This window comes from Psychrobacter vallis, from assembly GCF_904846715.1.
Lineage (GTDB): Bacteria > Pseudomonadota > Gammaproteobacteria > Pseudomonadales > Moraxellaceae > Psychrobacter > Psychrobacter vallis.
In genome coordinates this window covers 1-22,590 of record NZ_CAJHBU010000007.1, presented here as the reverse complement: position 1 = coordinate 22,590, position 22,590 = coordinate 1, and the positions used below count along the sequence as shown (strand labels likewise).

Annotated in this window: 21 protein-coding genes; 16 read left to right on the top strand and 5 right to left on the bottom strand. The window is 42.5% G+C overall.

What is annotated here, in order from left to right; genetic code table 11:
• Window positions 1–20 precede the first annotated feature (20 nt).
• The 10 genes from atpE to JMY02_RS05990 all read left to right on the top strand — a co-directional run bounded on the left by atpE (window position 21) and on the right by JMY02_RS05990 (window position 10,262).
• Window positions 21–269, top strand: coding sequence for a F0F1 ATP synthase subunit C (gene atpE, locus JMY02_RS06035; RefSeq protein ID WP_105244316.1), 249 nt, complete (start codon window positions 21–23; stop codon window positions 267–269).
• 117 nt (window positions 270–386) lie between these two features.
• Window positions 387–857 carry a F0F1 ATP synthase subunit B gene (locus JMY02_RS06030; RefSeq protein WP_201596272.1) on the top strand — a complete coding sequence of 157 codons (471 nt, stop codon included), beginning with the start codon at window positions 387–389 and terminating at the stop codon, window positions 855–857.
• Window positions 858–870: 13 nt separating this feature from the next.
• Complete coding sequence (locus tag JMY02_RS06025) at window positions 871–1,494, top strand: F0F1 ATP synthase subunit delta (RefSeq protein ID WP_201596270.1); 624 nt, start codon at window positions 871–873, stop codon at window positions 1,492–1,494.
• A gap of 92 nt (window positions 1,495–1,586) precedes the next feature.
• Window positions 1,587–3,131 carry a F0F1 ATP synthase subunit alpha gene (atpA, locus tag JMY02_RS06020; protein ID WP_021812810.1) on the top strand — a complete coding sequence of 515 codons (1,545 nt, stop codon included), beginning with the start codon at window positions 1,587–1,589 and terminating at the stop codon, window positions 3,129–3,131.
• 215 nt (window positions 3,132–3,346) lie between these two features.
• Window positions 3,347–4,228 (top strand): F0F1 ATP synthase subunit gamma, encoded by an 882-nt coding sequence (gene atpG / locus JMY02_RS06015; RefSeq protein ID WP_201596268.1) that lies wholly within the window; start codon window positions 3,347–3,349, stop codon window positions 4,226–4,228.
• A 38-nt stretch (window positions 4,229–4,266) separates the two neighbouring features.
• Window positions 4,267–5,700 carry a F0F1 ATP synthase subunit beta gene (atpD, locus tag JMY02_RS06010; RefSeq protein ID WP_201596266.1) on the top strand — a complete coding sequence of 478 codons (1,434 nt, stop codon included), beginning with the start codon at window positions 4,267–4,269 and terminating at the stop codon, window positions 5,698–5,700.
• A 104-nt stretch (window positions 5,701–5,804) separates the two neighbouring features.
• Window positions 5,805–6,221, top strand: a complete 417-nt coding sequence (locus JMY02_RS06005) for a F0F1 ATP synthase subunit epsilon (RefSeq protein WP_201596264.1) — start codon at window positions 5,805–5,807, stop codon at window positions 6,219–6,221.
• 826 nt (window positions 6,222–7,047) lie between these two features.
• Window positions 7,048–7,764 carry a response regulator gene (locus tag JMY02_RS06000; RefSeq protein WP_201596262.1) on the top strand — a complete coding sequence of 239 codons (717 nt, stop codon included), beginning with the start codon at window positions 7,048–7,050 and terminating at the stop codon, window positions 7,762–7,764.
• 480 nt (window positions 7,765–8,244) lie between these two features.
• Window positions 8,245–9,933 (top strand): ATP-binding protein, encoded by a 1,689-nt coding sequence (locus JMY02_RS05995; protein WP_201596260.1) that lies wholly within the window; start codon window positions 8,245–8,247, stop codon window positions 9,931–9,933.
• Between the two features lie 149 nt (window positions 9,934–10,082).
• Window positions 10,083–10,262, top strand: coding sequence for a hypothetical protein (locus JMY02_RS05990; protein WP_201596258.1), 180 nt, complete (start codon window positions 10,083–10,085; stop codon window positions 10,260–10,262).
• Window positions 10,263–10,307: 45 nt separating this feature from the next.
• Here the strand turns inward: JMY02_RS05990 and JMY02_RS05985 are convergent, their stop codons facing one another.
• Window positions 10,308–11,786, bottom strand: coding sequence for an ATP-binding protein (locus JMY02_RS05985; protein WP_201596256.1), 1,479 nt, complete (start codon window positions 11,784–11,786; stop codon window positions 10,308–10,310).
• A gap of 327 nt (window positions 11,787–12,113) precedes the next feature.
• Here JMY02_RS05985 and rpsP point away from each other — a divergent pair, with 327 nt between their 5' ends.
• From rpsP to rplS, 4 genes are all read left to right on the top strand, one after another.
• On the top strand, window positions 12,114–12,383 hold the full coding sequence (rpsP, locus tag JMY02_RS05980; protein WP_021812802.1) for a 30S ribosomal protein S16: 270 nt from the start codon (window positions 12,114–12,116) through the stop codon (window positions 12,381–12,383).
• 169 nt (window positions 12,384–12,552) lie between these two features.
• Window positions 12,553–13,086 carry a ribosome maturation factor RimM gene (gene rimM, locus JMY02_RS05975; RefSeq protein ID WP_201596254.1) on the top strand — a complete coding sequence of 178 codons (534 nt, stop codon included), beginning with the start codon at window positions 12,553–12,555 and terminating at the stop codon, window positions 13,084–13,086.
• A gap of 87 nt (window positions 13,087–13,173) precedes the next feature.
• Entirely contained in the window at window positions 13,174–13,938 is a 765-nt protein-coding gene (trmD, locus tag JMY02_RS05970; protein WP_201596252.1) for a tRNA (guanosine(37)-N1)-methyltransferase TrmD, read from the top strand.
• 205 nt (window positions 13,939–14,143) lie between these two features.
• The gene (rplS, locus tag JMY02_RS05965; RefSeq protein ID WP_021812799.1) at window positions 14,144–14,566 is read left to right on the top strand and encodes a 50S ribosomal protein L19; all 423 of its coding nucleotides are present in this window, start codon (window positions 14,144–14,146) and stop codon (window positions 14,564–14,566) included.
• Between the two features lie 204 nt (window positions 14,567–14,770).
• Here the strand turns inward: rplS and JMY02_RS05960 are convergent, their stop codons facing one another.
• Entirely contained in the window at window positions 14,771–15,328 is a 558-nt protein-coding gene (locus tag JMY02_RS05960) for a DUF4442 domain-containing protein (RefSeq protein WP_021812798.1), read from the bottom strand.
• Between the two features lie 516 nt (window positions 15,329–15,844).
• On the opposite strand from JMY02_RS05960, the gene JMY02_RS05955 reads away from it, so the two are divergent.
• Window positions 15,845–17,371, top strand: a complete 1,527-nt coding sequence (locus JMY02_RS05955; protein WP_227678430.1) for a DUF3360 family protein — start codon at window positions 15,845–15,847, stop codon at window positions 17,369–17,371.
• A gap of 161 nt (window positions 17,372–17,532) precedes the next feature.
• Window positions 17,533–19,377: an excinuclease ABC subunit UvrC gene (gene uvrC, locus JMY02_RS05950; protein WP_201596250.1), complete on the top strand. Its 1,845-nt coding sequence runs from the start codon at window positions 17,533–17,535 to the stop codon at window positions 19,375–19,377.
• Window positions 19,378–19,838: 461 nt separating this feature from the next.
• Here the strand turns inward: uvrC and JMY02_RS05945 are convergent, their stop codons facing one another.
• From JMY02_RS05945 to lgt, 3 genes are all read right to left on the bottom strand, one after another.
• Complete coding sequence (locus JMY02_RS05945) at window positions 19,839–20,405, bottom strand: dihydrofolate reductase (RefSeq protein WP_201596248.1); 567 nt, start codon at window positions 20,403–20,405, stop codon at window positions 19,839–19,841.
• Between the two features lie 46 nt (window positions 20,406–20,451).
• The gene (locus JMY02_RS05940; RefSeq protein ID WP_201596246.1) at window positions 20,452–21,324 is read right to left on the bottom strand and encodes a thymidylate synthase; all 873 of its coding nucleotides are present in this window, start codon (window positions 21,322–21,324) and stop codon (window positions 20,452–20,454) included.
• 61 nt (window positions 21,325–21,385) lie between these two features.
• Complete coding sequence (lgt, locus tag JMY02_RS05935; protein WP_201596244.1) at window positions 21,386–22,270, bottom strand: prolipoprotein diacylglyceryl transferase; 885 nt, start codon at window positions 22,268–22,270, stop codon at window positions 21,386–21,388.
• Window positions 22,271–22,590: the final 320 nt, after the last annotated feature.

The following is a 22,590-nucleotide window of genomic DNA, read 5'->3' as shown; positions in this document are numbered from 1 at the left end:
TAGGTAAAGAGGATATATCAATGGATCCAGTATTAGGTGGTTACACAGTCATAGCAGTTGCATTACTTATCGGCGCAGGCGCTCTTGCAACGGGTATTGGCTTTGCCCTTTTAGGCGGTAAATTCTTGGAAAGCGTTGCGCGTCAACCAGAACTTGGTTCACAATTGCAAACTCGTATGTTCATCGTAGCAGGTCTTCTTGATGCTATTCCAATGATCGGTGTTGGTATTGCTATGCTATTGTTGTTCGCTAATCCTCTAGCAGGTTAATACGAAAGCTCAGTTGTACATGTTTGGTACTCAAGTCTTTTCTATCAAATGTAGTCAAAATTTGACTACCAAACATGATCAATGAAACTGATTTTTCATTAACAAAGAGGTGATCACGTGAATATCAATTTTACCCTCGTCGGTCAAGCCATTGCTTTTGCAATATTTGTGGTTTTTTGCATGAAATTCGTGTGGCCACCACTTATTGGTGCCATTAATGAGCGTCAGCGTAAAATTGCTGAAGGCCTGAATGCCGCAGAAAAAGCAAAAGCAGATGCAGCCACCGCAGAGAAAGATGTCCAGCAGGAGCTTGATCTTGCAAAGACTAAAGCTGCTGCTCTCATCGAGCAAGCGAACAAGAGTGCTAACCAACTTGTCGAAGATGCAAAAGTTCAAGCCCAAGTGGAAAGCGAGCGCATTCGTCAACAAGCTCAAGCGTCTATCGACCAAGAGATCAATCAAGCGCGTGAGTCATTACGTGCCCAAGTTGCTGAACTGGCTGTACTTGGTGCTGAAAAGATTTTGCAAGACAAAGTCGATGTGCAAAAACATGCCAGCATGTTAGATCAACTGGCGGCGAAGCTGTAATTGTGAGGATATAATGGCTGACTTATCAACCTTAGCACGACCGTACGCTAAAGCCGCGTTTGACTATGCCAACGAAAATGGGGTAGTAAATGAGTGGGAAAACTTCTTATTTATTGCCAGTACCGTTGTCAATGACAAGTCGTTCAGTACTTGGCTAGACAATCCAGCTGTTTCTGCTGAGCATAAGTCAGCTGCTTTGATCGATCTTTATGACTCACAAGTGGCCGGTGATAGCGACTCTGCTTTTAAACAGCTACTAGGCGAGAGCAAAGGTTCTCGCTACGGTAACAGTATTAGCTACCCTAAAGTATCGCCTGAGCTCAATAATTTTATTAAGCAGTTGGCGCACCAAGAGCGTCTGGCGCTGCTTCCTGAAGTTTATGAGCATTATCGCCGTCACAAGGCCATAAGCTTAAAACAGCTTGACGCATATGTGACCTCTGCCTACCCATTGACCGATGCCCAGCGAGACATGCTTCAAACGCGTCTTGCTGCCTCGCTAAATGCTAGCGTGGTGATTCATGAGTCGGTCGACCCGAGTTTATTGGCAGGCGCTACGATCAAAGTCGGTGACAAAATCATTGATGATTCGATACGCGGCAAGTTACAACAGTTAAAAACACAGCTAACTGCCTAATGCCATTCATCAACGCAGTTATTAATATCTGCGTGGTAGTAAGAGCATTTAAGTCAGTGGGCGGGTTATCATAAATTAAAGGAAACAAGGCAATGCAACAATTGAATCCAGCGGAAATCAGTAACCTGATTAAGCAGCGTATTCAAGACCTTGATGCGGGTGCAACTGCAAAGAATGAAGGCACGATTGTCAAAGTATCTGACGGTATCGTGCAGATTCATGGTCTTGAAGATGCCATGTACGGCGAAATGATTGAGTTTGAAGGCGAAATCTACGGAATGGCGCTTAACTTAGAGCGTGATTCTGTCGGCGCGGTAGTACTTGGTGATTACCTAAAGCTGCAAGAAGGTCAAAAAGCCTATTGTACTGGTCGTATTCTTGAAGTACCAGTAGGTCCTGAGCTGCTAGGCCGTGTTGTTGACGCCTTGGGTAATCCTATTGATGGCAAAGGTCCTATCGATGCCAAAATGACTGACAAAGTCGAAAAAATCGCGCCAGGCGTTATCGATCGTCAATCAGTAGATCAGCCAGTAATGACAGGCTATAAAGCCGTTGATACCATGATCCCAATTGGTCGTGGTCAGCGTGAGCTTATCATTGGTGACCGTCAGACGGGTAAAACCGCGATGGCTATCGATGCGATCATCGCGCAAAAATCATCTGGCATCAAATGCGTGTATGTTGCAATCGGTCAGAAACGTTCTACCATTGCAAACGTCGTACGCAAGCTTGAGCAAACTGGTGCATTAGCATATACCACGGTAGTAGTTGCTTCGGCATCAGAGCCAGCAGCACTACAATATATTGCTCCGTATTCAGGTTGTACAATGGGTGAATATTTCCGTGATCGCGGTGAAGATGCACTGATTGTATTTGATGACCTATCAAAACAAGCTGTTGCTTATCGTCAGATTTCACTATTGTTACGTCGTCCACCAGGTCGTGAAGCGTATCCTGGCGATGTCTTCTATTTACACTCACGTTTACTTGAACGTGCATCACGCGTAAATGCCAATTATGTAGAAAAATTCACCAATGGTGAAGTGAAAGGCAAAACGGGCTCTTTAACGGCTCTACCTATCATTGAAACTCAAGCTGGTGACGTTTCTGCATTCGTACCCACCAACGTGATTTCAATCACCGATGGTCAGATTTTCTTAGAATCTAGCCTATTTAACTCAGGTATCCGTCCAGCAGTAAACGCTGGTATTTCGGTATCGCGTGTTGGTGGTGCTGCTCAGACTAAGATCATCAAAAAGCTATCTGGCGGTATCCGTACAGCTTTGGCTCAGTATCGTGAATTGGCAGCATTTGCTCAGTTTGCCTCAGATCTTGATGACGCCACGCGCGAACAGCTTGATCATGGTGAACGCGTTACCGAACTTATGAAGCAAAAGCAGTATCAGCCAATGTCAGTTTCTGAGCAAGCAGCTGTTATCTACGCTTCAAACGAAGGGTTTTTAGCTGATGTTCCTGTTGAAAAAATCGGTTCTTTCGAAGAGGCTTACTTACGTTACATGCATGATGAGCAAAGTGAATTGATGCGTGAGATTGATGACACTGCGAACTACAATGATGATATCGCAGGTCGTTTAAAGTCAGCTTTAGAGACCTTTAAACAAAATCACAGTTATTAATTTAACGGGTTAAGCCGACTTGGTTATAACGGTTGTTTATAAAGTGGCGCGTTGTCTGATCAGATATTTGCGCCATTGTTCTAACCATTGACGGTATTAGATCGCGCAATGCACAAAATATAAAATATAAAATACTATTTTATAAAAATAATGTTATATATTAAATGATTGTTGCATGCGCCAATGCTTTTTAACCCTCTTATATTGGAATCATTATGGCAAGCTTAAAAGAGATACGTGCCAAAGTCACCAGTATTAAAAGCACCCAGAAAATTACTCGCGCTATGCAGATGGTAGCCGCAAGTAAAATGCGCCGTGCTCAAGAGCGCATGGAAGTGGGTCGCCCGTATGCTGATAGTATGCGCCGGGTTATTTCACATTTGGTGCATGCCTCATCAGACTACAAACATCCGTATATGGTATCGCGTCCAATCAACAAGGTAGGCTATATTGTCATTACCTCTGATCGTGGTCTAGCGGGTGGTTTGAATATTAATCTATTCAAAGCCTTATCTAAGAGTATCCAGCAGTATCAAGATCAATCTGTACAAACTGAGTTTGCAGTTATTGGCGCTAAAGGTGTGAGTTTTTTCAAAAACTTTGGTGGTAAAGTGACCTCGGCGGTAACCGATTATGGTGATAAGCCAACGTTTGAGCAGATAAATGCACCGGTTCAAGCGATGCTTGATGATTATACTAACGGTAAAATAGACCGTATTTACGTGGTTTATAATAAGTTTGTGAATGCTATGACCCAAAAGCCAACTGTCAATCAGTTGGTACCTTTACCAGACAGTGCGTTTGGTGAAGAAGAGAGCGGCATTCAAACAGAACTGAGCTGGGATTATATCTACGAGCCTGATATCAAAACATTGATTGATGAGTTGCTTGGCCGTTATATTGAGTCGATTGTCTATCAAGCGGTAATGGAAAACATTGCTTCTGAACAATCTTCACGTATGGTTGCGATGAAAGCGGCAACAGATAATGCTGGTGACCTTATTAACGATTTACAGTTGGTTTATAACAAGCTGCGTCAAGCGGCGATTACCCGAGAAATCTCGGAAATCGTTGGCGGTGCTGCTGCTGTTTCATAATTGACTACACCTATATATAGAAGTTCAAGGAGAACGCAATGAGTAGCGGTCGTATTGTACAGATTATTGGCGCGGTTCTTGACGTTGAGTTCAACCGTAACGAAGTTCCTCAAATTTTTGATGCCTTGCATGTAGATGGTACCGAAACCACGCTAGAAGTACAGCAACAGTTAGGCGATGGTATCGTCCGTACTATTGCAATGGGTTCAACTGAAGGTCTAAAGCGTAACTTAACAGTGACCAATACTGGTGCACCTATTGCTGTACCTGTTGGTATCGGTACGCTTGGTCGCATTATGGATGTTCTTGGTCGTCCTATCGATGAAGAAGGTCCGGTTGTTGCTGACGAAAAATGGTCTATCCACCGTGAAGCGCCAAGTTACGCGGATCAGTCAAACAGCACTGAGCTGCTAGAGACTGGTATTAAGGTGATTGATCTACTTTGCCCGTTTGCTAAAGGTGGTAAAGTTGGTTTGTTCGGTGGTGCTGGTGTTGGTAAAACCGTCAACATGATGGAGCTGATCAATAACATCGCTCTAAAACATGAAGGTTTATCAGTATTTGCTGGTGTTGGTGAGCGTACGCGTGAAGGTAACGATTTCTATCACGAAATGCAAGAAGCTGGCGTTGTAAACACTGAAGACTTTAGCAAATCTAAAGTTGCGATGGTATACGGTCAGATGAATGAGCCACCGGGTAACCGCTTGCGTGTTGCGTTGTCTGGTTTGACCATGGCTGAATACTTCCGTGATACCAAAGATCCTGCTACTGGCAAAGGTCGTGACGTATTGCTTTTTGTTGATAACATCTACCGTTATACACTAGCCGGTACTGAAGTATCAGCATTGCTTGGCCGTATGCCATCAGCGGTTGGTTACCAGCCAACACTTGCTGAAGAGATGGGTATGCTACAAGAGCGTATTACCTCAACTCAGTCAGGTTCTATTACTTCTGTGCAAGCAGTATATGTCCCTGCGGATGATTTGACAGATCCATCACCAGCAACCACGTTTGCTCACTTGGATGCAACTGTTGTACTGAGCCGTGATATCGCTTCACAAGGTATCTATCCTGCGGTTGATCCGCTAGATTCAACGTCACGTCAGCTCGATCCATTGGTAATCGGCGAAGAGCATTATAACGTTGCTCGCGGCGTGCAAGAAATTTTGCAGCGCTATCGAGAGTTAAAAGACATTATTGCTATCTTGGGTATGGATGAGTTATCAGAAGAAGATAAACTAGTCGTTTATCGTTCGCGTAAGATTCAGCGCTTCTTGTCACAGCCATTCCACGTTGCAGAAGTCTTTACTGGTGCACCTGGTAAATATGTACCACTACGCGATACCATTGCTAGCTTCAAAGCAATCATCGCTGGTGAATACGATGACCTACCAGAGCAAGCATTCTATATGGCTGGTGGCATCGATGAAGTTGTTGCTAAAGCAGAAAAAATGAAATCTACTGCCGCGTAAGTTGTGTTAGCATTTGCTAAAAGGCAGATAGGCCGTAACAAGTTTATTTGCCAGTTAGTAACGTATCGCAGTTTTGCTTGTGTTTTGATCGTAAGGAGTTAAGTATGGCAACGTTACAATGTCGCGTCGTAAGTGCTCGTGAAGAGTTGTATTCAGGCGAAATTAGCATGTTAATAGCTACTGGTACCGAAGGCGAGATTGGTGTATTGCCAGGTCACACACCGCTTATTACTTTGCTAAAACCGGGTGCAATGCGAGTGCAAACACCGGACGGTGAAGAGGAAGTGATTTATGTATCAGGTGGTGTATTAGAAATACAACCAAAAATGGTAACAGTGTTGGCAGATACGGCAATGCGCGCGCACAATTTGGACGAAAGTAAAATTGTTGAAGCACGCAAAAAAGCTGAGCAGATGCTGGTTAATCAATCTGATACGGTACAAACGAATGCAGCTTTGGCCTCGTTGGCAGAGTCAGTGGCGCAGTTACAAACCATCCGTAAGTACAAAAACCGCGCTTAGTCTTATTGTTGAAAAGGCTGAATTTTGCCTGTAATGAAAAAACAGCCCATTATGGGCTGTTTTTTTACGTCTATTACATCGTTATTTATTCTGTTATATAAGCTATGAAAAGCAATATCAATCATGCTATATATAGTTGAAATACTTTAAAGTCGCTACAGTATTTCTGGTGTAAATTTTTTGCAGCATCGAGCTGCGTAGGCACAGCAAGCAAGAAAAATTTGCACCAGCAGTACGTGTTGTATCGATATTACTTTTCACCGACTATAGCTTTCTTGCAATATTAATACTAATTATTAAAGAATAAACTAATACTGAAAAATCCCTAAAAATGTTGCTGGCGACAATGCTAATATATGGTTATATTAGATATGATAGACAGTAATGCCAATACCAAAAAATATCATGAGCGGAGTCGAACGCACTCAGTATATGAAATACCGTATTTGTACTTTTTCCTTGCTACTCAAAGTGTTGAACATGATATAAGTATTGAGTAACATAAAAAGTACGATTACTACGTCGAAAATATAGATGTATTTTTGTACAAATTTAAACAGTGAAAAGAGGATGAAAGTTGTCTTACTCACTTTTATGCGCTAAAGCATATAATTTTCGGACGTAAACTAAAGTTTTGATAGGTGTAGTTTATAGGTTTTGTTAACGACTATAAGCTATAGTATAGGAAGCTGAGTGTTTAATAGTATACTGTGCTACCAAGTTTGTAACAGCTATACGAACATCAATTGTACCGCTTTAGGGTGCTATTAATTTTACCGCTCTTACTTTTACTGATTTTAAATGAGATGTATTAGAGGATATAACAATGACAACGAATGAAGAAGACAACACCCCCCGAATCTTAATTGTTGAGGATGATGAGCGTTTGGCCATGTTGACTCAAGATTACTTGGTCAAAAATGGTTTAGAAGTAGCCATTGAAACTGATGGTAACCGTGCTATTCGACGTATCGTCAATGAGCAGCCAGATTTGGTCGTACTTGATGTCATGCTTCCTGGTAGCGATGGACTTACGGTATGCCGTGAAGTGCGCCCTCATTACCAGAATCCTATTTTGATGTTGACTGCTCGTACTGAAGACATGGATCAAGTCCTAGGTCTTGAGATGGGTGCTGATGATTATGTTGCAAAACCTGCTCAGCCACGTGTATTGCTTGCTCGTATTCGTGCTTTATTACGTCGCTCAGAAAATGCACCGTCAGAAGATGTACCACAGCGCTTGGAGTTTGGCGAACTAGTTATTGATAATGGTGGTCGCTCAGTCAATTTAGGTGATGAGTTGGTCGATTTTACTAGTGCTGAATATGATCTGTTATGGTTGCTTGCTTCTAATGCTGGTCGTATTTTGTCACGTGAAGATATTTTTGAGCGTTTACGTGGTATTGAGTATGACGGTCAGGATCGCTCAATTGATGTGCGTATTTCACGTATTCGTCCAAAAATTGGCGATGACCCAGAAAATCCAAAGCGTATCAAAACCGTTCGTAGCAAGGGTTATTTGTTTGTGAAAGAAAGCAACTGAGTCAATTTTCCTAATATGACTGCTTACTGATTATTAGCGTTCACTAAAAACCAGCCTATACGCTGGTTTTTTTTGTGGCTAAATTTTAATTTTTAAACTTAAATGCGACGTTATGTGGTTTAATTAAGCCATTATTGTGGGTGCTGACTAGGGCGTGTCTTCAATGCACTCGATAGTCATCTAAATGGGCTAAAAATGGCTAAATCTTGCCAAACATCGTCAAATAGTTGATTAATATCCCGATATTATCTGCGCTATTTTTCTTGTTTGACAGCAATTTATCTCATTTTTATCACCATTTTTGAAATGGAGACACGCCCTAATAATATATGTGGTTTTAGGTAGTTATCATGTATAAGTTAAAATATAGCAGCCAAAATTGGTCTTTCTTCAACAATACTCGATATCATTTATAATGCAGCATTCATATGCTGAAAACAATATCAGCAATTTTTATCTATTAAGTTGGTCACGGCACGTATGTCATTATTTTCTTCTTTTAAACACAGTATTTTTGTTCGTATTTATGCTGGACTACTCATAGTCTGTTTGTGTGTGGCATTATTTGCCCAGCTATTGATGGAAACAATCAATAAAGAACGTGTGCAGTCTTATCGTGAAAATATGGCAACGGGGGCTTTTCATCTTGTTAGTGAAGGTATCTCGCATCAAGACAATGAAGAGCAGCGTGAATATTGGTTGTCCGATGCCAGTAGTTTGTTTGGAACAAAATTTAGTATTGTGCCTATCAAAGACATAGATTTTAATGCCAGTGAACTACGGCGTTTCGAAAATGGCAATACGGTCGTTCGTTATTTCAATCAACCTATATATGCTGATGTCTATTATCGTTTGCCAGACAATCAAAGCGTCTTGACGGCAAGAATATCAGAGGTGACTGAGCAGCAAGTAAGGGCAATCGCAGTGTTCTTATTGGACGATTTGTCTTATCATATGACGCTGTCTGACAAACGAGCACGTTTGGCTGAGCTAGAAAAAAAGTTCTCTTTTCCGCTAGAGTTTAAGGCGGTCAATGCATTGAATTTGGACACTGATCAGATGGCGCGCTTGCGCCGTGATGAGGTGGTCATTTCATTACAAGATACCAGCAGTAGCAAAAGTAACTCGGCCATTAGAGTGATAGTACCATCTGAGATCAATGACATGGCCATTTTGATCGGCCCTGTGCCCTTGTTTAATTGGTTTCCACTCAATCTCATCATTAGTATGATTTTGATCAGCATGTTCTTAATCAGTTTGGGTGTGTATGCGCTTATTTTTCCACTTGAGCGCAAATTGCAACTGATTCAAGTGGGTGTTAACGAAGTCAGTAAAGGCAATCTTGATATTCAAGTTCAGGTAATCGGGCAAGATGAAATTGCACGTTTATCAGCGACTTTTAACGCTATGACCTCCCATATCAAACGTTTGATTGAATCCCAGCGAGAGCTGACAAGAGCGGTGTCACATGAATTGCGTACACCCGTTGCTCGTATTCGCTTTGCAGTAGATATGCTTGCGGATACGGATGATGAAGACTCACGTTTTATGCAGCGCGATTATATTGATGAAGACATCGAATCGCTTAATGGTTTGATTGATGAGATGTTGACCTATGCCAAGCTTGAGGAAGGATCACCAAAATTAGACTTAAAGCCAGTGAACCTCAAAGAGTTGCTTGAACAAATTGAACGTGAGACCAACGCCTTAGGCAAACCTATCAAAATAGTGACTAAGCTACCAAATGCCAAAGTCACAGCTGTTGCCGATCGACGTTATCTGCACCGTGTGATTCAGAATTTAGCAGGTAATGCACTACGTTATGCAGAAACGACAATTATTATTAGTGCTGGCGTCAAAAAGGGTAATGCTTTTGTGTGTGTTGAAGATGATGGTCAGGGTATTCCTGAAGCGGATCGCGAAAAGGTTTTCATTCCATTTTCACGTTTAGATGACAGCCGTACACGAGCGTCAGGCGGCTATGGTTTAGGCTTGTCTATTGTATCGCGTATTGCTTTTTGGTTTAATGGTGGTATGAAAGTCGATGAAAGCCAAGATCTTGGTGGTGCTCGGTTTATAATGACATGGCCTATCAAACCATTGGCACAAATTCTTGCGGCGGATGAATTGACGCAAGAAAAAAGTGAGAGTGACTTTGATGAAAAATAATGTAGCTGTGTAAGGTGATAGCTTGTTTTTAAGTGGATTTATTTGTGGCTAGCGAATTTTTCAAAAAACTCATCTCAGCAGTACTGTGCTCTTTATTGTGTTCTGTTTAAAGCGGATTGACTATAGCTGTATATAAAGGAGGATAAAAGATGCCGTATTTATTTGGTGGTTTGGTACTTTTGAATGCGATAACATTAGGTTATTATCTATTCTTGCAGCAGCCAGCGGCGACTCAAACGCTAAAAGCGGCGAAAGCGGATATTACTCAGCCATTGGAGTTTGCCAATAGTGCCAAGTACATTCCGCCTACCATTGGCACTAAAGAATAGTTTGGGTCAGTTAAAACAATACCGCCTAAGCGTTTAAATGCATTTTCAGTCTTCTTTATCCAGTGTGCTATTGTCAAAAGCAGATGCTTTTTCTGTGTCGGCCGCGATGGTTGTATCTCCAGCAACCTTAGAAAGTAGCGGAATACGCACGCATACTTGTAAGCCACCATCAGGATGATTGATGGCTTCAACTGTCCCATGGTGCAGTCTTGCGATACGACCTACAATAGCAAGACCCAGACCACTGCCTTGCGTGGTACGTGCCGTCTCTCCGCGCTCAAAGGGCTGCATAATACGCTCTAGTTGGTCTTCTGCTACTCCATTACCGCAGTCACGGACACATATTATCAGTTGCTCTTGAGCTTCTTTATTGACAACGCTTTCACTGACAATATCGCTATCTTCCTCCACCACGGTTTCTATGAAGGTGGGTACGACAGTTGCCGATAGATAAATGGGCGGCTCACCATAACGTTTTGCATTGTTCACCAAATTTATAATCAAGCGTTTAATGGACATAGGGCGTACGGGGACAACTTCGTTAAACCCTGATTGATAAATAAATTCCATCGGTGAGAACTGCACCATGATTTCATTAAAGATAGTGTCTAAATTGGTTAAGCTGACAGGCTCATCAGAGCCATCTTTCATAAATGAGATAAACTGTTCTAAAATCGCATCCATGTCTTCAATATCGTAAATCAATCCTTCTCGAAAAAAGTCGTCGGGCAACATCTCAGCGGTCAAACGCATACGAGTCAATGGCGTACGTAGGTCATGTGAAATGCCAGCAAGCATAATCGTGCGTTCTTTTTGCGCTTGATTTAAAGTGGTAAATAGACGATTGAATGCCATATTTACCTGACGTATTTCTGTTGGGCCTTTTTGCGTTGGCAAAGTCGTTGCATGACCAAGGCGAATGTAGTTGGTCGCTGCGCGCTGTAAATAGCGTAATGGACGATTTAATTGCCGCGCTAGCAGAATAATGGTCAGCAGCGACAAAATTGGCAAGCCAATGAGGAACATGACCAACAATCCCGGACTGTACTGCGAATAATAAACCACTGGTTCACGAATCCAAAAACTGTCGTCACGACTGTCTTGTACCCAAAGCTGCGGCGTTGGTTTGAATTTAAAATAAACCTCAACAGGCCGACCTAACTGCGCCCCAATTTCTCGTTGTAACACATCCGTAAAGACACCGACAAATGCTTTATCAGACACTATGGGAAAGTCATTGGGGTTGTTGACCACTACCACATGAGAGTGCTGATAAATCCACTGACGTACTTCAGGACGGTTTTGCCAATCTTCATTGACGCTATTCATCAACTGTAACTCGCTCGTCAAATAGCGTGCATGGTTTTTTAGCTCAGGCAAATACAGACTGCGCCAAAAAAACAGAATCGATAAGCCAACGCTAATAAGGACAATAAAAGCGACCATCAGCGTTGTCAGCCACGTATTAGAGTAAGAGCGTGGTCGCCAACTTTTCCGACGAGGTTGCGGGTTTGGAGTGATCATAAAAATCCAACAGGTTAAGAAAGAGGCTTTATCAAATTTAGTGCAGCGACAACGATTTTTTATGACTTTTAAGGCACGATTTTATTGTTATAAGTATGAGAGTCATCATTTTAATGACTGATCGTGCCATGATGCTATAGAGTAGCACAATAAACCAACAACACGGCTGGTTGAAAATCCGCGCCAATTATCAATAACGTTTTACATCAACGGGCATTTAAGCTATTGTTAATAAATAATTAAATAAGCACAGTTTATGTTTTCAATAAATCAAGACTGTGATATAATTATGCCCTTTTTGGTATACCTGCGAAAGAGAGAATTCACATGGTTGTTATTCGTTTAGCACGGGGCGGTGCCAAGAAACGCCCATTTTATCAAGTAGTTGTTGCTGATCAACGCCGCGCGCGTGACGGTCGCTATATTGAAAACATCGGCTTTTTTAACCCACTCGCTAAAGAGTCTGAAGAAGCAGTACGCCTAAACATGGAAGCGTACAATGCGTGGATCGCAAAAGGTGCACAACCTTCAGATCGCGTTGCTTCATTAGCAAAAGCTTACAACAAGTCTGCAGCTCAAACTGAAGCAACTGCTTAAGTTTTCGTTGTTACTGAGTGAGCCGCTCATGGCAAAACTATGATATGACTCAGTAGACTTTAGAATACATAGCGTAACTGGTCTGACCAGGGTGCGCCATTAACTGTTTATCGCTTTTGGCACAATTGTTTTTGCAATTGTTGTTTTAATCATTGTTAGGTTAGCCGTTATGTCATCTGTTCCAAACGCGAGTGCCCTTATGAAAATCGCTCAGCTAAAGAAGCCTTATGGCATCAAAGGTTGGCTTTGGGTATTTAGCGATACGGATGATCGTAAAGCGATATTCGACATGCAGCCGTGGTGGATGAAAACTGCCACTGGCATGAAACCTTTGACTGTTAAAGCGTGGCGTGAGCAAGGAACAGGAATTGTGGCTCAATTTGAGCAAGTTCCTGATCGCAATGTTGCTGAAACCATGAACGGTGTTACCGTTTGGGTCGAACAAAACGTCTTGCCTGAAACAGCAGAGGACGAATATTATTGGTCGGATTTGGTCAGTCTGCGCGTTCTTAACGAGCAGGATGAGTATCTAGGCAATATCACTGAAATGTTTGAAACCGGTGCCCATGACATCATGCGGGTAACGGCAAATTCGGACAGTTTAGACAGTGAAGAGCGCCTGATTCCATGGCACAAGCAAACTGTTATACAGGTCGATATGACTGAAAAAACAGTGCTGGTGGCATGGCCGAGTGATTATTGATATAACGTTTAACTTTATTGTGAAGTGTCGTCAATATTCATACCGATTCATTTAGCCGTTATTAGCCACTGTGCAAGTAGACATCAGATGTATTTTGCCGTCATAAGTATTTTTCCTGAAATGTTTGCCACAATTCGTGAGTTTGGAATTACGGGTAGGGCAGTCACTCAGAAACAAGTGACGATTGAATGCATTAATCCACGTGATTATACCACTGATAACTATCGCCGTATTGATGAGCGCCCGTATGGTGGCGGTCCTGGGATGGTGATGATGGCTGAGCCATTATCAAAAGCCGTTGAGGATGCGCGTCAACGAGCTAGTCGATACGGATGTCGTATCGACAGTGAGCATTGTCCGGTGATTTATATGTCACCACAAGGGCAGACGCTCAGCGAGAGTAGTGTGGTTAGTATGGCTAAGTATGATGGCATGATTATATTGTGCGGTCGTTACGAAGGTATTGATGAGCGCTTACTGTCGCAGTATGTCGACATGGAAGTATCACTAGGTGATTATGTGTTGACTGGTGGCGAGTTGCCAGCAATGGTGTTGATGGATAGTGTGATACGTCGTCTACCCGATATTATGGGGGATGACAAGTCAGCTGAGCAAGACTCGTTCGTTGATGGCTTGCTTGACTGTCCACATTATACTAAGCCGCATGAGTTTGCTGGTATGGCAGTACCTGAGGTTTTACTTTCGGGTCACCATGCCAATATCGCTAAGTGGCGCTTTAGTCAGCAAGTCAGTCGCACGCAAGCGCGTCGTCCCGACTTATGGCAAGCGTTTACCCCAACGGTCATGCAAGCGAAGTGGTTAAAAGCATTGGCAAAATCAGATAAGAAGTAGATTGTTAAAATCTGACCTTATTGTTATGAAGCTTGATAAACAGTTAAGCGATAGAATTTTGAGCAATAATAAAACGAGTCATAGCATAATGGCCGTTGGTTATAACCCATTTACGTTGTGTCTCACTATAAAGAGATGCGATTAATTATTACAAACAGGTGATATGCGTCAAGCCTCTATTATCTAATGTGAGGAGATAACTCTCATGAGCAACAAGCATCCATTGGTTCAGGTCATCGAAAACGCTCAATTGCTTGAGCGCCCAAGCTTTGCACCCGGCGATACCGTTGTGGTTCAAGTAAAAGTACGTGAAGGCGATCGTGAGCGTTTACAGGCTTTTGAAGGCATTGTAATTGCTAAGCGTAACCGCGGCCTAAACTCAGCGTTTACCGTACGTAAAATTTCAAGTGGTGTCGGTGTTGAGCGTGCATTCCAATTGCATTCACCAATCATTGATAGCATTGAAGTGAAACGTCGCGGTGCTGTTCGCCGTGCGAAACTATACTACTTACGTGAGCGCTCTGGTAAATCAGCCCGTATCCGCGAAAAGCTTCCTGCTCGTTCAGTTGCTCAGAAAAAAACTGACGCTGGCGTACCTGATGCAGTTGATACTGCACCTGGTATTTAAGCAGCAGATTACTATTTTTAATCAATCGTAAAATTTGCGATTGATTAAAAGTAAAGTAAAAGTAGATACAAGCCCTTATTCATAGGTTTATTTATAAATAAGCGGGCCATACCAAAAAAGACAAAACCCCAGTCTATGCGAATGCTAGATTGGGGTTTTTGTATGCCTAGATTAAAGTTTTGACGTTAGCTTTAAAGACCCATGCTAATCATCAATATTGTCCACATGGCTACTTTGATCTTTAGATTTACTGTACTTACGTAGTCGAATATAGATCGTCTTAGTGACCGTAGCAATAATTTTTTGTTGATCATCGACTAGATCTGTTTCATATTGGCGAAATACTGCTTCACCATTTTTTGCCAGTTCTTGGATGGTAGTAATTTCGGTACTAGGAATCTTCATTCGGGCGGTTACTTTGCTGGTGCCCGGTGCGATGAATTCAACGTGCGAGCTTTTATCCCAGACCACATAGCTGCTGCCCAATTGGTGCATGAGCATCAACATATAAAATGGGTCAACCATTGAATATAAGCTGCCACCAAATTGAGTGCCAACGATGTTTTTGTTTAGACGGTTGAGTCCCATGCTCACCACGCATAGCCCTTGATCAAGGTCGATATGGTCAATTTTGATACCCGCACCAATATAAGGGGCATAAGTATTGATGCGCAGCTTAATTAAATGCGGTGTTAGCAGCGGCATGATGTTTTTCTTAGCGTTGCGTTTTAGTGTTTCAAAGTTGAAGGGTAGTAAACTCATAAACTTGTCCTATTGCCTTTTCTTGATTTTTATCGTGATATCAGTAGCACTATTTTTGAGTGGGTGATATTAAATGATAGTGGATAAAAAATATTTAGCATAGTTAAAAACCCTTATATTCGCTAGCCTTAAAGCGTAACCGGAATAAAGTTTTCATGATTGTCATAAAGTAATCTTTAGTATTTATTATAACTATCTTTAGTATTTAGTTATATGATAAAAAATATTTAGATGTAAATCATTCTTAATAAAAGTATCATTTATTTTATTTGCAGGCTTATATTAGGGCTTTTTCTTCCTGATAGTTTCCTATTAAGTTTAATTTCGTATTAAACGAAAACTTTAATTTATACATTATAAGGATACGCTCAGTATCTTTCATCTGTCTCAAGTTCGCATTTCCTTATCCCATCGAATAGAATGGTTCCCAGCTTAAGATGACCGCATAGTCATTTGGTGAATGCCAAACCAAAAAATATGCGTCAATCAAAAATGTAATCGATACAAGGAAATGTGATGAGTAACATTCAGACTCGATCTTCAGGGTCTAATCCGCCGCCATCAAACCAAGCCAATCAAGACAGCGAGTTGCAAGGCAGTTATATAGACTTGCACAAGCCAAGCTCAAGCTTTGACAATCGTGATGCTTATCTCAACCATGAACTACAGATTATGCAGCCAAAGCGCTGGCGTGCCAACTTGCCATTTCGTGATTATCGTTTTGAATATGAGGATACCATTCCAGCGATGGCAGCAACGATTGGTAAAGTGGTTATGGTGGGTGCCATTGCCGCAACTTTTGCTGGGCCACTTGGTTTGAGTGATGCGTTCGTTTTAGAAAACGTCCGCTATGAATTATTAATTGTTTCGTTTTTTGTCATTTTATTTTCAGGGTTTTTATTACCAACAGCCAATCTTGCTGGTACTCATGGCCCATTAATTCCACTGATTCCTATTGTGGTTGCCGCTGGTGGTCATCCAATGGCTTTTGGTTTGCTCATTGGGGCTTTTGGTTTGTTGCTGGCAATCAGTAAAGGAGGCAGTTTACTCGCAAATCTGACCAGTAAAGGCGTGTGTGGTGGTTTGCTGCTTTATCTAGGCTTTATCGGCACGATTTCGCAAGTTAAGAATCTGTTTACTTGGGCAGAAGGCATTGGCATGGCGCACATTGCTTTTGTGGTAATTTTGCTTACGATTATCCTATATGCAGTACTAGAAAATTTCCAAAAACGTTGGCTAGCAGTGCCTTTAAGTTGTTTGTTGGGTGGTGGTGTCGCCTTCGCCATGGGCGCACCGTTTGCATTTGAAACCGCACCAGGTCTGCCAAATATGAATCCGATGTATTGGTGGGGTGAAGACACGGGCTGGATGCTAGGATTGCCTACTGTTGAGAGTTTTATTGTGGTGCTACCATTTGCAGTATTGGCGGTAGCCATGTGGTCACCGGACTTTTTGGGTCATCAAGTGTTTCAAAAAATCAGCTATCCAAAACGCACTGAGCGTGTGCTCATGGATATCGATGATACGATGACCAGTGCCTCAATTCGTCAGGTGGCAGGCTCATTACTCGGCGGTGCTAACTTTGCTTCGTCATGGGGTACTTATATTGTGCCAGCGGCGATTGCTAAGCGGCCTATTCCAGCAGGGGCAGTACTCACTGGGGTATTCTGTCTCATTGCCGGTGTCTGGGGTTATCCAATGGACTTAGCCATTTGGGAGCCAGTGATGTGTGTGGCGCTGATTGTCGGCGTGTTTATTCCCCTGCTTGAAGCGGGAATGGAGATGACCCGTGAGGGTAAGACGACGCAATCCGCTGCGATTGTCGTATTTGCCTCGGCCTTAGTAAATCCAGCGTTTGGTTGGTCGATCACCTTGGTACTTGATAATCTAGGACTCATTGGCTCTAAAGAACGCAGTGCCAATCTCTCAAAAATGAATCGATGGATTATTCCTGTTATCACTTTCGTGATCTTGACTGGGGTAATGGCTGTCGTTGGTATGTTGCCTGGTATTCCAGCGTTGCTACCAAATTTCCGTCATTAAGTAAGCTTTGTTTGACGTAAACGACATTTTAATAAATGAAAAGGTCAGTTTTGTGCTGGCTTTTTTTGTGGGTACGACTGGGTTTCTAATTGGCTTGCAAAATCAGTCATGTCGCCCCATAAATGTTGGTATTACTCACATTTTTGAGAGCAAAAAATTCTATGGTTACTGTCTCAGAATCGAGTCTTGTCGATGACAAAAAAGCCCGTCTTAAGCATTTGATTCAGCGCCTGCCAAATTTGCCAGGGGTTTACAAAATGCTGGGTAAAAACGGCGATATTTTATATGTTGGTAAAGCCAAATCGCTAAAAAGCCGCGTAAACAGTTACTTTGCCAAGACCATCGACCATCCAAAGACACGGGCATTGGTTGCGCGGATTCACAACATCGAGACCATTATTACGCGTAGTGAGACGGAAGCGTTACTACTTGAGCAAAATTTAATTAAAGAATATCGTCCGCCTTATAATGTCCTATTGCGTGATGATAAATCATACCTGTATGTGTTTATTTCAGCGGACAAGCCTTATCCTAGATTGGCTTATGGTCGCGGTAAAGGCAATCATCAAAAAGGTCGATTTTTTGGCCCTTTTCCTTCTGCCCATGCGGCCAAAGAAACCTTAGTCTTGATGCAAAAAATGTTTCAAATGCGCCAATGTACCAATACTTTTTTTAAACAGCGTAAGCGTCCTTGTCTTGAGTATCAGATTAAGCGTTGCCGTGCGCCTTGCGTGGGTTTAGTATCAGCCGACGAGTATGCAGAGGATGTTAATAATACCATTCGTTTTCTAAAAGGCGACTCTAGCGACATTCACAGCGCTTTGATTGAAAAGATGGAAGCTGCTGCGGAAACACTAGACTTTGAAAAAGCGGTGTTTTATCGCGATCAGTTGTCTATGCTACGTGAAGTACAAGCGAAACAAGCTGTTTATACGGTTCAGGGAGAGGCTGATGTGATTGCCATTGCCAGTCAGGCAGGCATGACCTGTGTCAACGTGTTGACCGTACGTGGTGGCCGCGTGCTAGGCGGCAAGAATTATTTCCCTGATGTCGATAGCAGTGAGCCATTGGCAGATAATTTATCGGCCTTTATTAGCTCGTTTTATTTTCAGGTGACCGATGATTTGCCCGCAGAAATCATTTTAAGTCATGAGTTGCCGGATCAAAATGCCGTTAGTGAAGCACTGGCGACGCATTTTGGTAGTAAGGTCGTGATGAAGACCAATGTACGCGAAGATCGTTCAGAATGGCTAGATTTGGCAAAATTGAATACCAATAATGCGCTAAAAACCAAGCTAGGCGATTATCTGGAGCTGCATGCACGCTTTGGTGCCCTAAAAGATGTCTTGGCCAATGTCACTGATCGTACTATTGACCGGATCGAGTGTTTTGATATCTCTCATACGATGGGTGAGGCGACCATTGGCAGCTGCGTGGTCTTTGATCAAGGTGGCTCGCGCCGCCGCGATTATCGTCAGTATGCCATTCATGATATTATCGGTGGCGATGACTATGCCGCGATGAAGCAAGTGCTGACGCGCCGTTATAAAAAACAACCACTGCCTGACTTATTGCTCATTGATGGCGGCAAAGGTCAGCTGGGCATAGCAAAAGAAGTACTGACCGAGCTGGGCATCCTCGGTGATACTTTGCTGATTAGTGTGGCAAAAGGTGAGGGACGTAAAGCGGGGCTTGAAGTGTTGCACTTTATCGATCATGAGCCGCTTGATTTACCCATGGATAGTAAGGCGCTGCATTTATTGATGCATATTCGCGATGAGGCGCATCGTTTTGCTATTACGGCTCACCGTAAAAAGCGTGATAAGCGTCGTTCATCGTCAGTGCTAGAAGTGATTCCGGGACTGGGTGAAAAGCGCCGCCGCGATTTACTCAACCACTTTGGTGGTATGCAGCAATTGCTAGGGGCGTCACAGCAAGAATTGGCCGGCGTACAAGGGATTGGACCAGTACTCGCAAAAACAGTTTATAAAGTATTGCATGAGTAAATTTGTTCATTATATAAAAAAAGACAACAACCATTAGGCTGTTGTCTTTTTAACGTTAGAAATTCTAATCGTTAAAATCAAAACTTAACTGTTGGTTTGGATAACTGCGGCAATGCTCACAAACGTGTTCCCAACGATTAAATCTATATCTCCAGTACCAACGTACGTGCACAGCTTTAGGATAACCGCATTGAATGGTCATTATGACCTCCATAGTTATGATGATAATTTCACAACAATGGAGACGTAGACGTTTATTAGTATTTGCTATAAAATATATGAACCGTCCAAGGTAAATAAACTTTATGCTTCAGCTAACAATGGAGTCTAGCTCCATAGTTGTCTTATCTAAAAGTTTTTTGAGCTCAGCAATTAATTTTGCTGAGCTTTTTTAATTTTCCATATCTAATTTCTCCTCTTAAGTTATATCTTATGAAAATTGAATAGAAGACTAAACGAAATTAGGCTTCTATTTTGTAAGTCACAAATTTAAAGCTTAGACCACTTTTTTCATCATGCATTTGCTCAGATTCTTCTGCGACTACAAACTCATTTGGCAATTCAGGATAAAACGCATCGCCATCAGTGATTTCAGTATCGACGTGCGTCAGTTCAATACGGTCGGTATACATCATAGCGTCATTAAAGACGCGCTCGCCACCAATTACCCAAATCGTATCAAGATGCGCACCGTGAGCAAGGCTGGCTGCTTGCGTCAAGGCATCGTCTAAATTATGTACCACATAAGCGTTATTCTTGCCGATCAGACTTTTTTGCTCAGCATAATCTAGCTGTGTCGTCACAATGAAGCTCACACGTTTTGGTAATGGCTTGCTACCCATCGACTCAAAAGTCTTACGACCCATAATAACAATGCCCTGAACAGCGCCATCATTTTCTTTAGTCGTCATCTGTTTAAAATGCTGCAAATCTGCTGAGATATGCCACGGTAGCTCGTTACCCTTACCGATACAGCGATTGCCACTAATAGCGGCGATTTGGGCGACTTCAGTACGGGCGTAACTCATAATCTATCCTTATTGTTCTCGTGAAAAAAGAAGTAAAAACCGCTGTTTATATCGCTACTTTTGCTTTGATCGCTGGATGTGACTCATAACCATGCACGCTAATGTCTTCATAGTTAAATGCAAAAATATCATCGACATCAGGATTGAGCGTCAATGTTGGCAACTGATAAAGCGAGCGAGTCAGCTGTAATTCAACTTGCTCACGGTGGTTTTGATAAATATGACAGTCGCCACCCGTCCAGATAAATTCGCCAACGTCTAATCCGCAAACTTGTGCGACCATATGGGTAAGCAAAGCATAGCTAGCGATATTAAATGGTACGCCTAGAAATAAATCTGCTGAGCGCTGATACAACTGGCAGGACAGTTTATTGTCCGCGACAAAGAACTGAAACAGCGTATGACAAGGCGGCAAGGCGACTTGCTCTGCTTCACCCGGATTCCAGCCTGACACAATTAAGCGTCGTGAATTTGGGTTGGTTTTGATTTGCTCGACAACTTGCGCAATTTGATCGACACCATCGCTATGATAGCTGCCGTCTTCAAGCTTACTTGCGCCATAGTTGCGCCACTGATGACCATAAACGGGGCCTAAATCACCTGCAGGGCGATTGAAACGTGCCGTTTGCTCTGCCGTTGCCCACTCATTCCAAATGCGCACGCCATTTTTTTGTAAATAATCGACATGAGTACTGCCGCTTAAAAACCATAATAGCTCATAAACAATGGATTTAAAGTGGACTTTTTTGGTGGTCAACAGTGGAAACCCTGATGCCAAGTCAAAACGTAACTGCGCGCCAAAATGGCTGAGCGTACCAGTACCAGTACGGTCACCTTTTTCCATACCTTCATTCAGAACCTGACGCAGCAAATCCAAATAGGCTTGCTCATTTTTACTGTTAAGGTTGCTACTGTTCATAAAAATGCTCTTCTATGCTATCAAAGCATATTATTAATTTGATACTCGCTAAAAATAACGCTTAATAAGCTGACTGCTTACCCCAATCGTAGATGCCGCGCTTGTAAGCGTAACCAATCAAGAACAGGCCAATAATAATCATTGGCGCACTTAACATCTGTCCTTTGGTCATCCAACCTAACAATATGAATCCTTGGTCAACGTCTGGCTGACGAAAGAACTCAATGATAAAGCGGCTAAAACCATAACCGAACATAAAGACGCCAGTCACTGCCATACGTGGACGCGGTTTTGATGAGTACCACCACAAGAACAAAAATAACAGCAGACCTTCAGCAAAGGCTTCATACAGCTGTGACGGATGACGAGGCAATAAATATTGACCATTGACCTCAGTCATAATGTCTTGCAGTGCAGGATTGGCTTGTAGTTGCTGCATATCAAAGCCAGCTGCCTGTGGAAAATAAGTGAGCCAATTATAACCACCATCAGAGACGCGTCCCCATAGCTCGCCGTTGATATAGTTACCAATACGGCCAAACAATAAACCCGTCGGCACGCAAGGCACGATAAAATCGAGCACTTGAAACGGCGTTTTTTTGTATTTGCGAGCAAAGTACAGCATCCCTAGCATGACACCGATCATGCCGCCATGGAAAGACATGCCTCCTTCCCAAACCTTGAGCAGATAAGCAGGGTTTTGTAGCAGCTCACCGAATTGATAAAACAACACATAGCCAACGCGGCCACCTAAAATGACACCAAGCGCACCAAAAAATACCAAGTCAGAGACCATGTCGGTCGTCCAACCGTCACGTTTGGTACTGCGATACCAAGCCAAACCGTAAGCTGCGGCAAATGCCAACAGATACATTAGGCCATACCAATGGACTTCGACTGGTCCAATTGCCAAGGCTACTGGATCGTACTGAGGATGAATCATCATAAGGGCATCATAATATTGGTAATAAGATGTCGCTCATAATAGCAAAAATAGCCAGTGAGGCATACCAAATTACGGTTAGGCCAATCTCATGGTAACAACTTATCTGCTATGGGTAATATCTAGTAAGAAAGCCAGAAAACCGCTAAGATATAAAAAAAGTGCTGAAAATAAGGATCATAATAAATATTTCGTCATTATATTTGATGAAGCGTTAGATAATGTGGGCTTGTGCTAATGCACTGTATTAATGGATTAATGGATTAATGGATTAATGGATTAATGGATTAATGGATTAATGGATTAATGGATTAATGGATTAA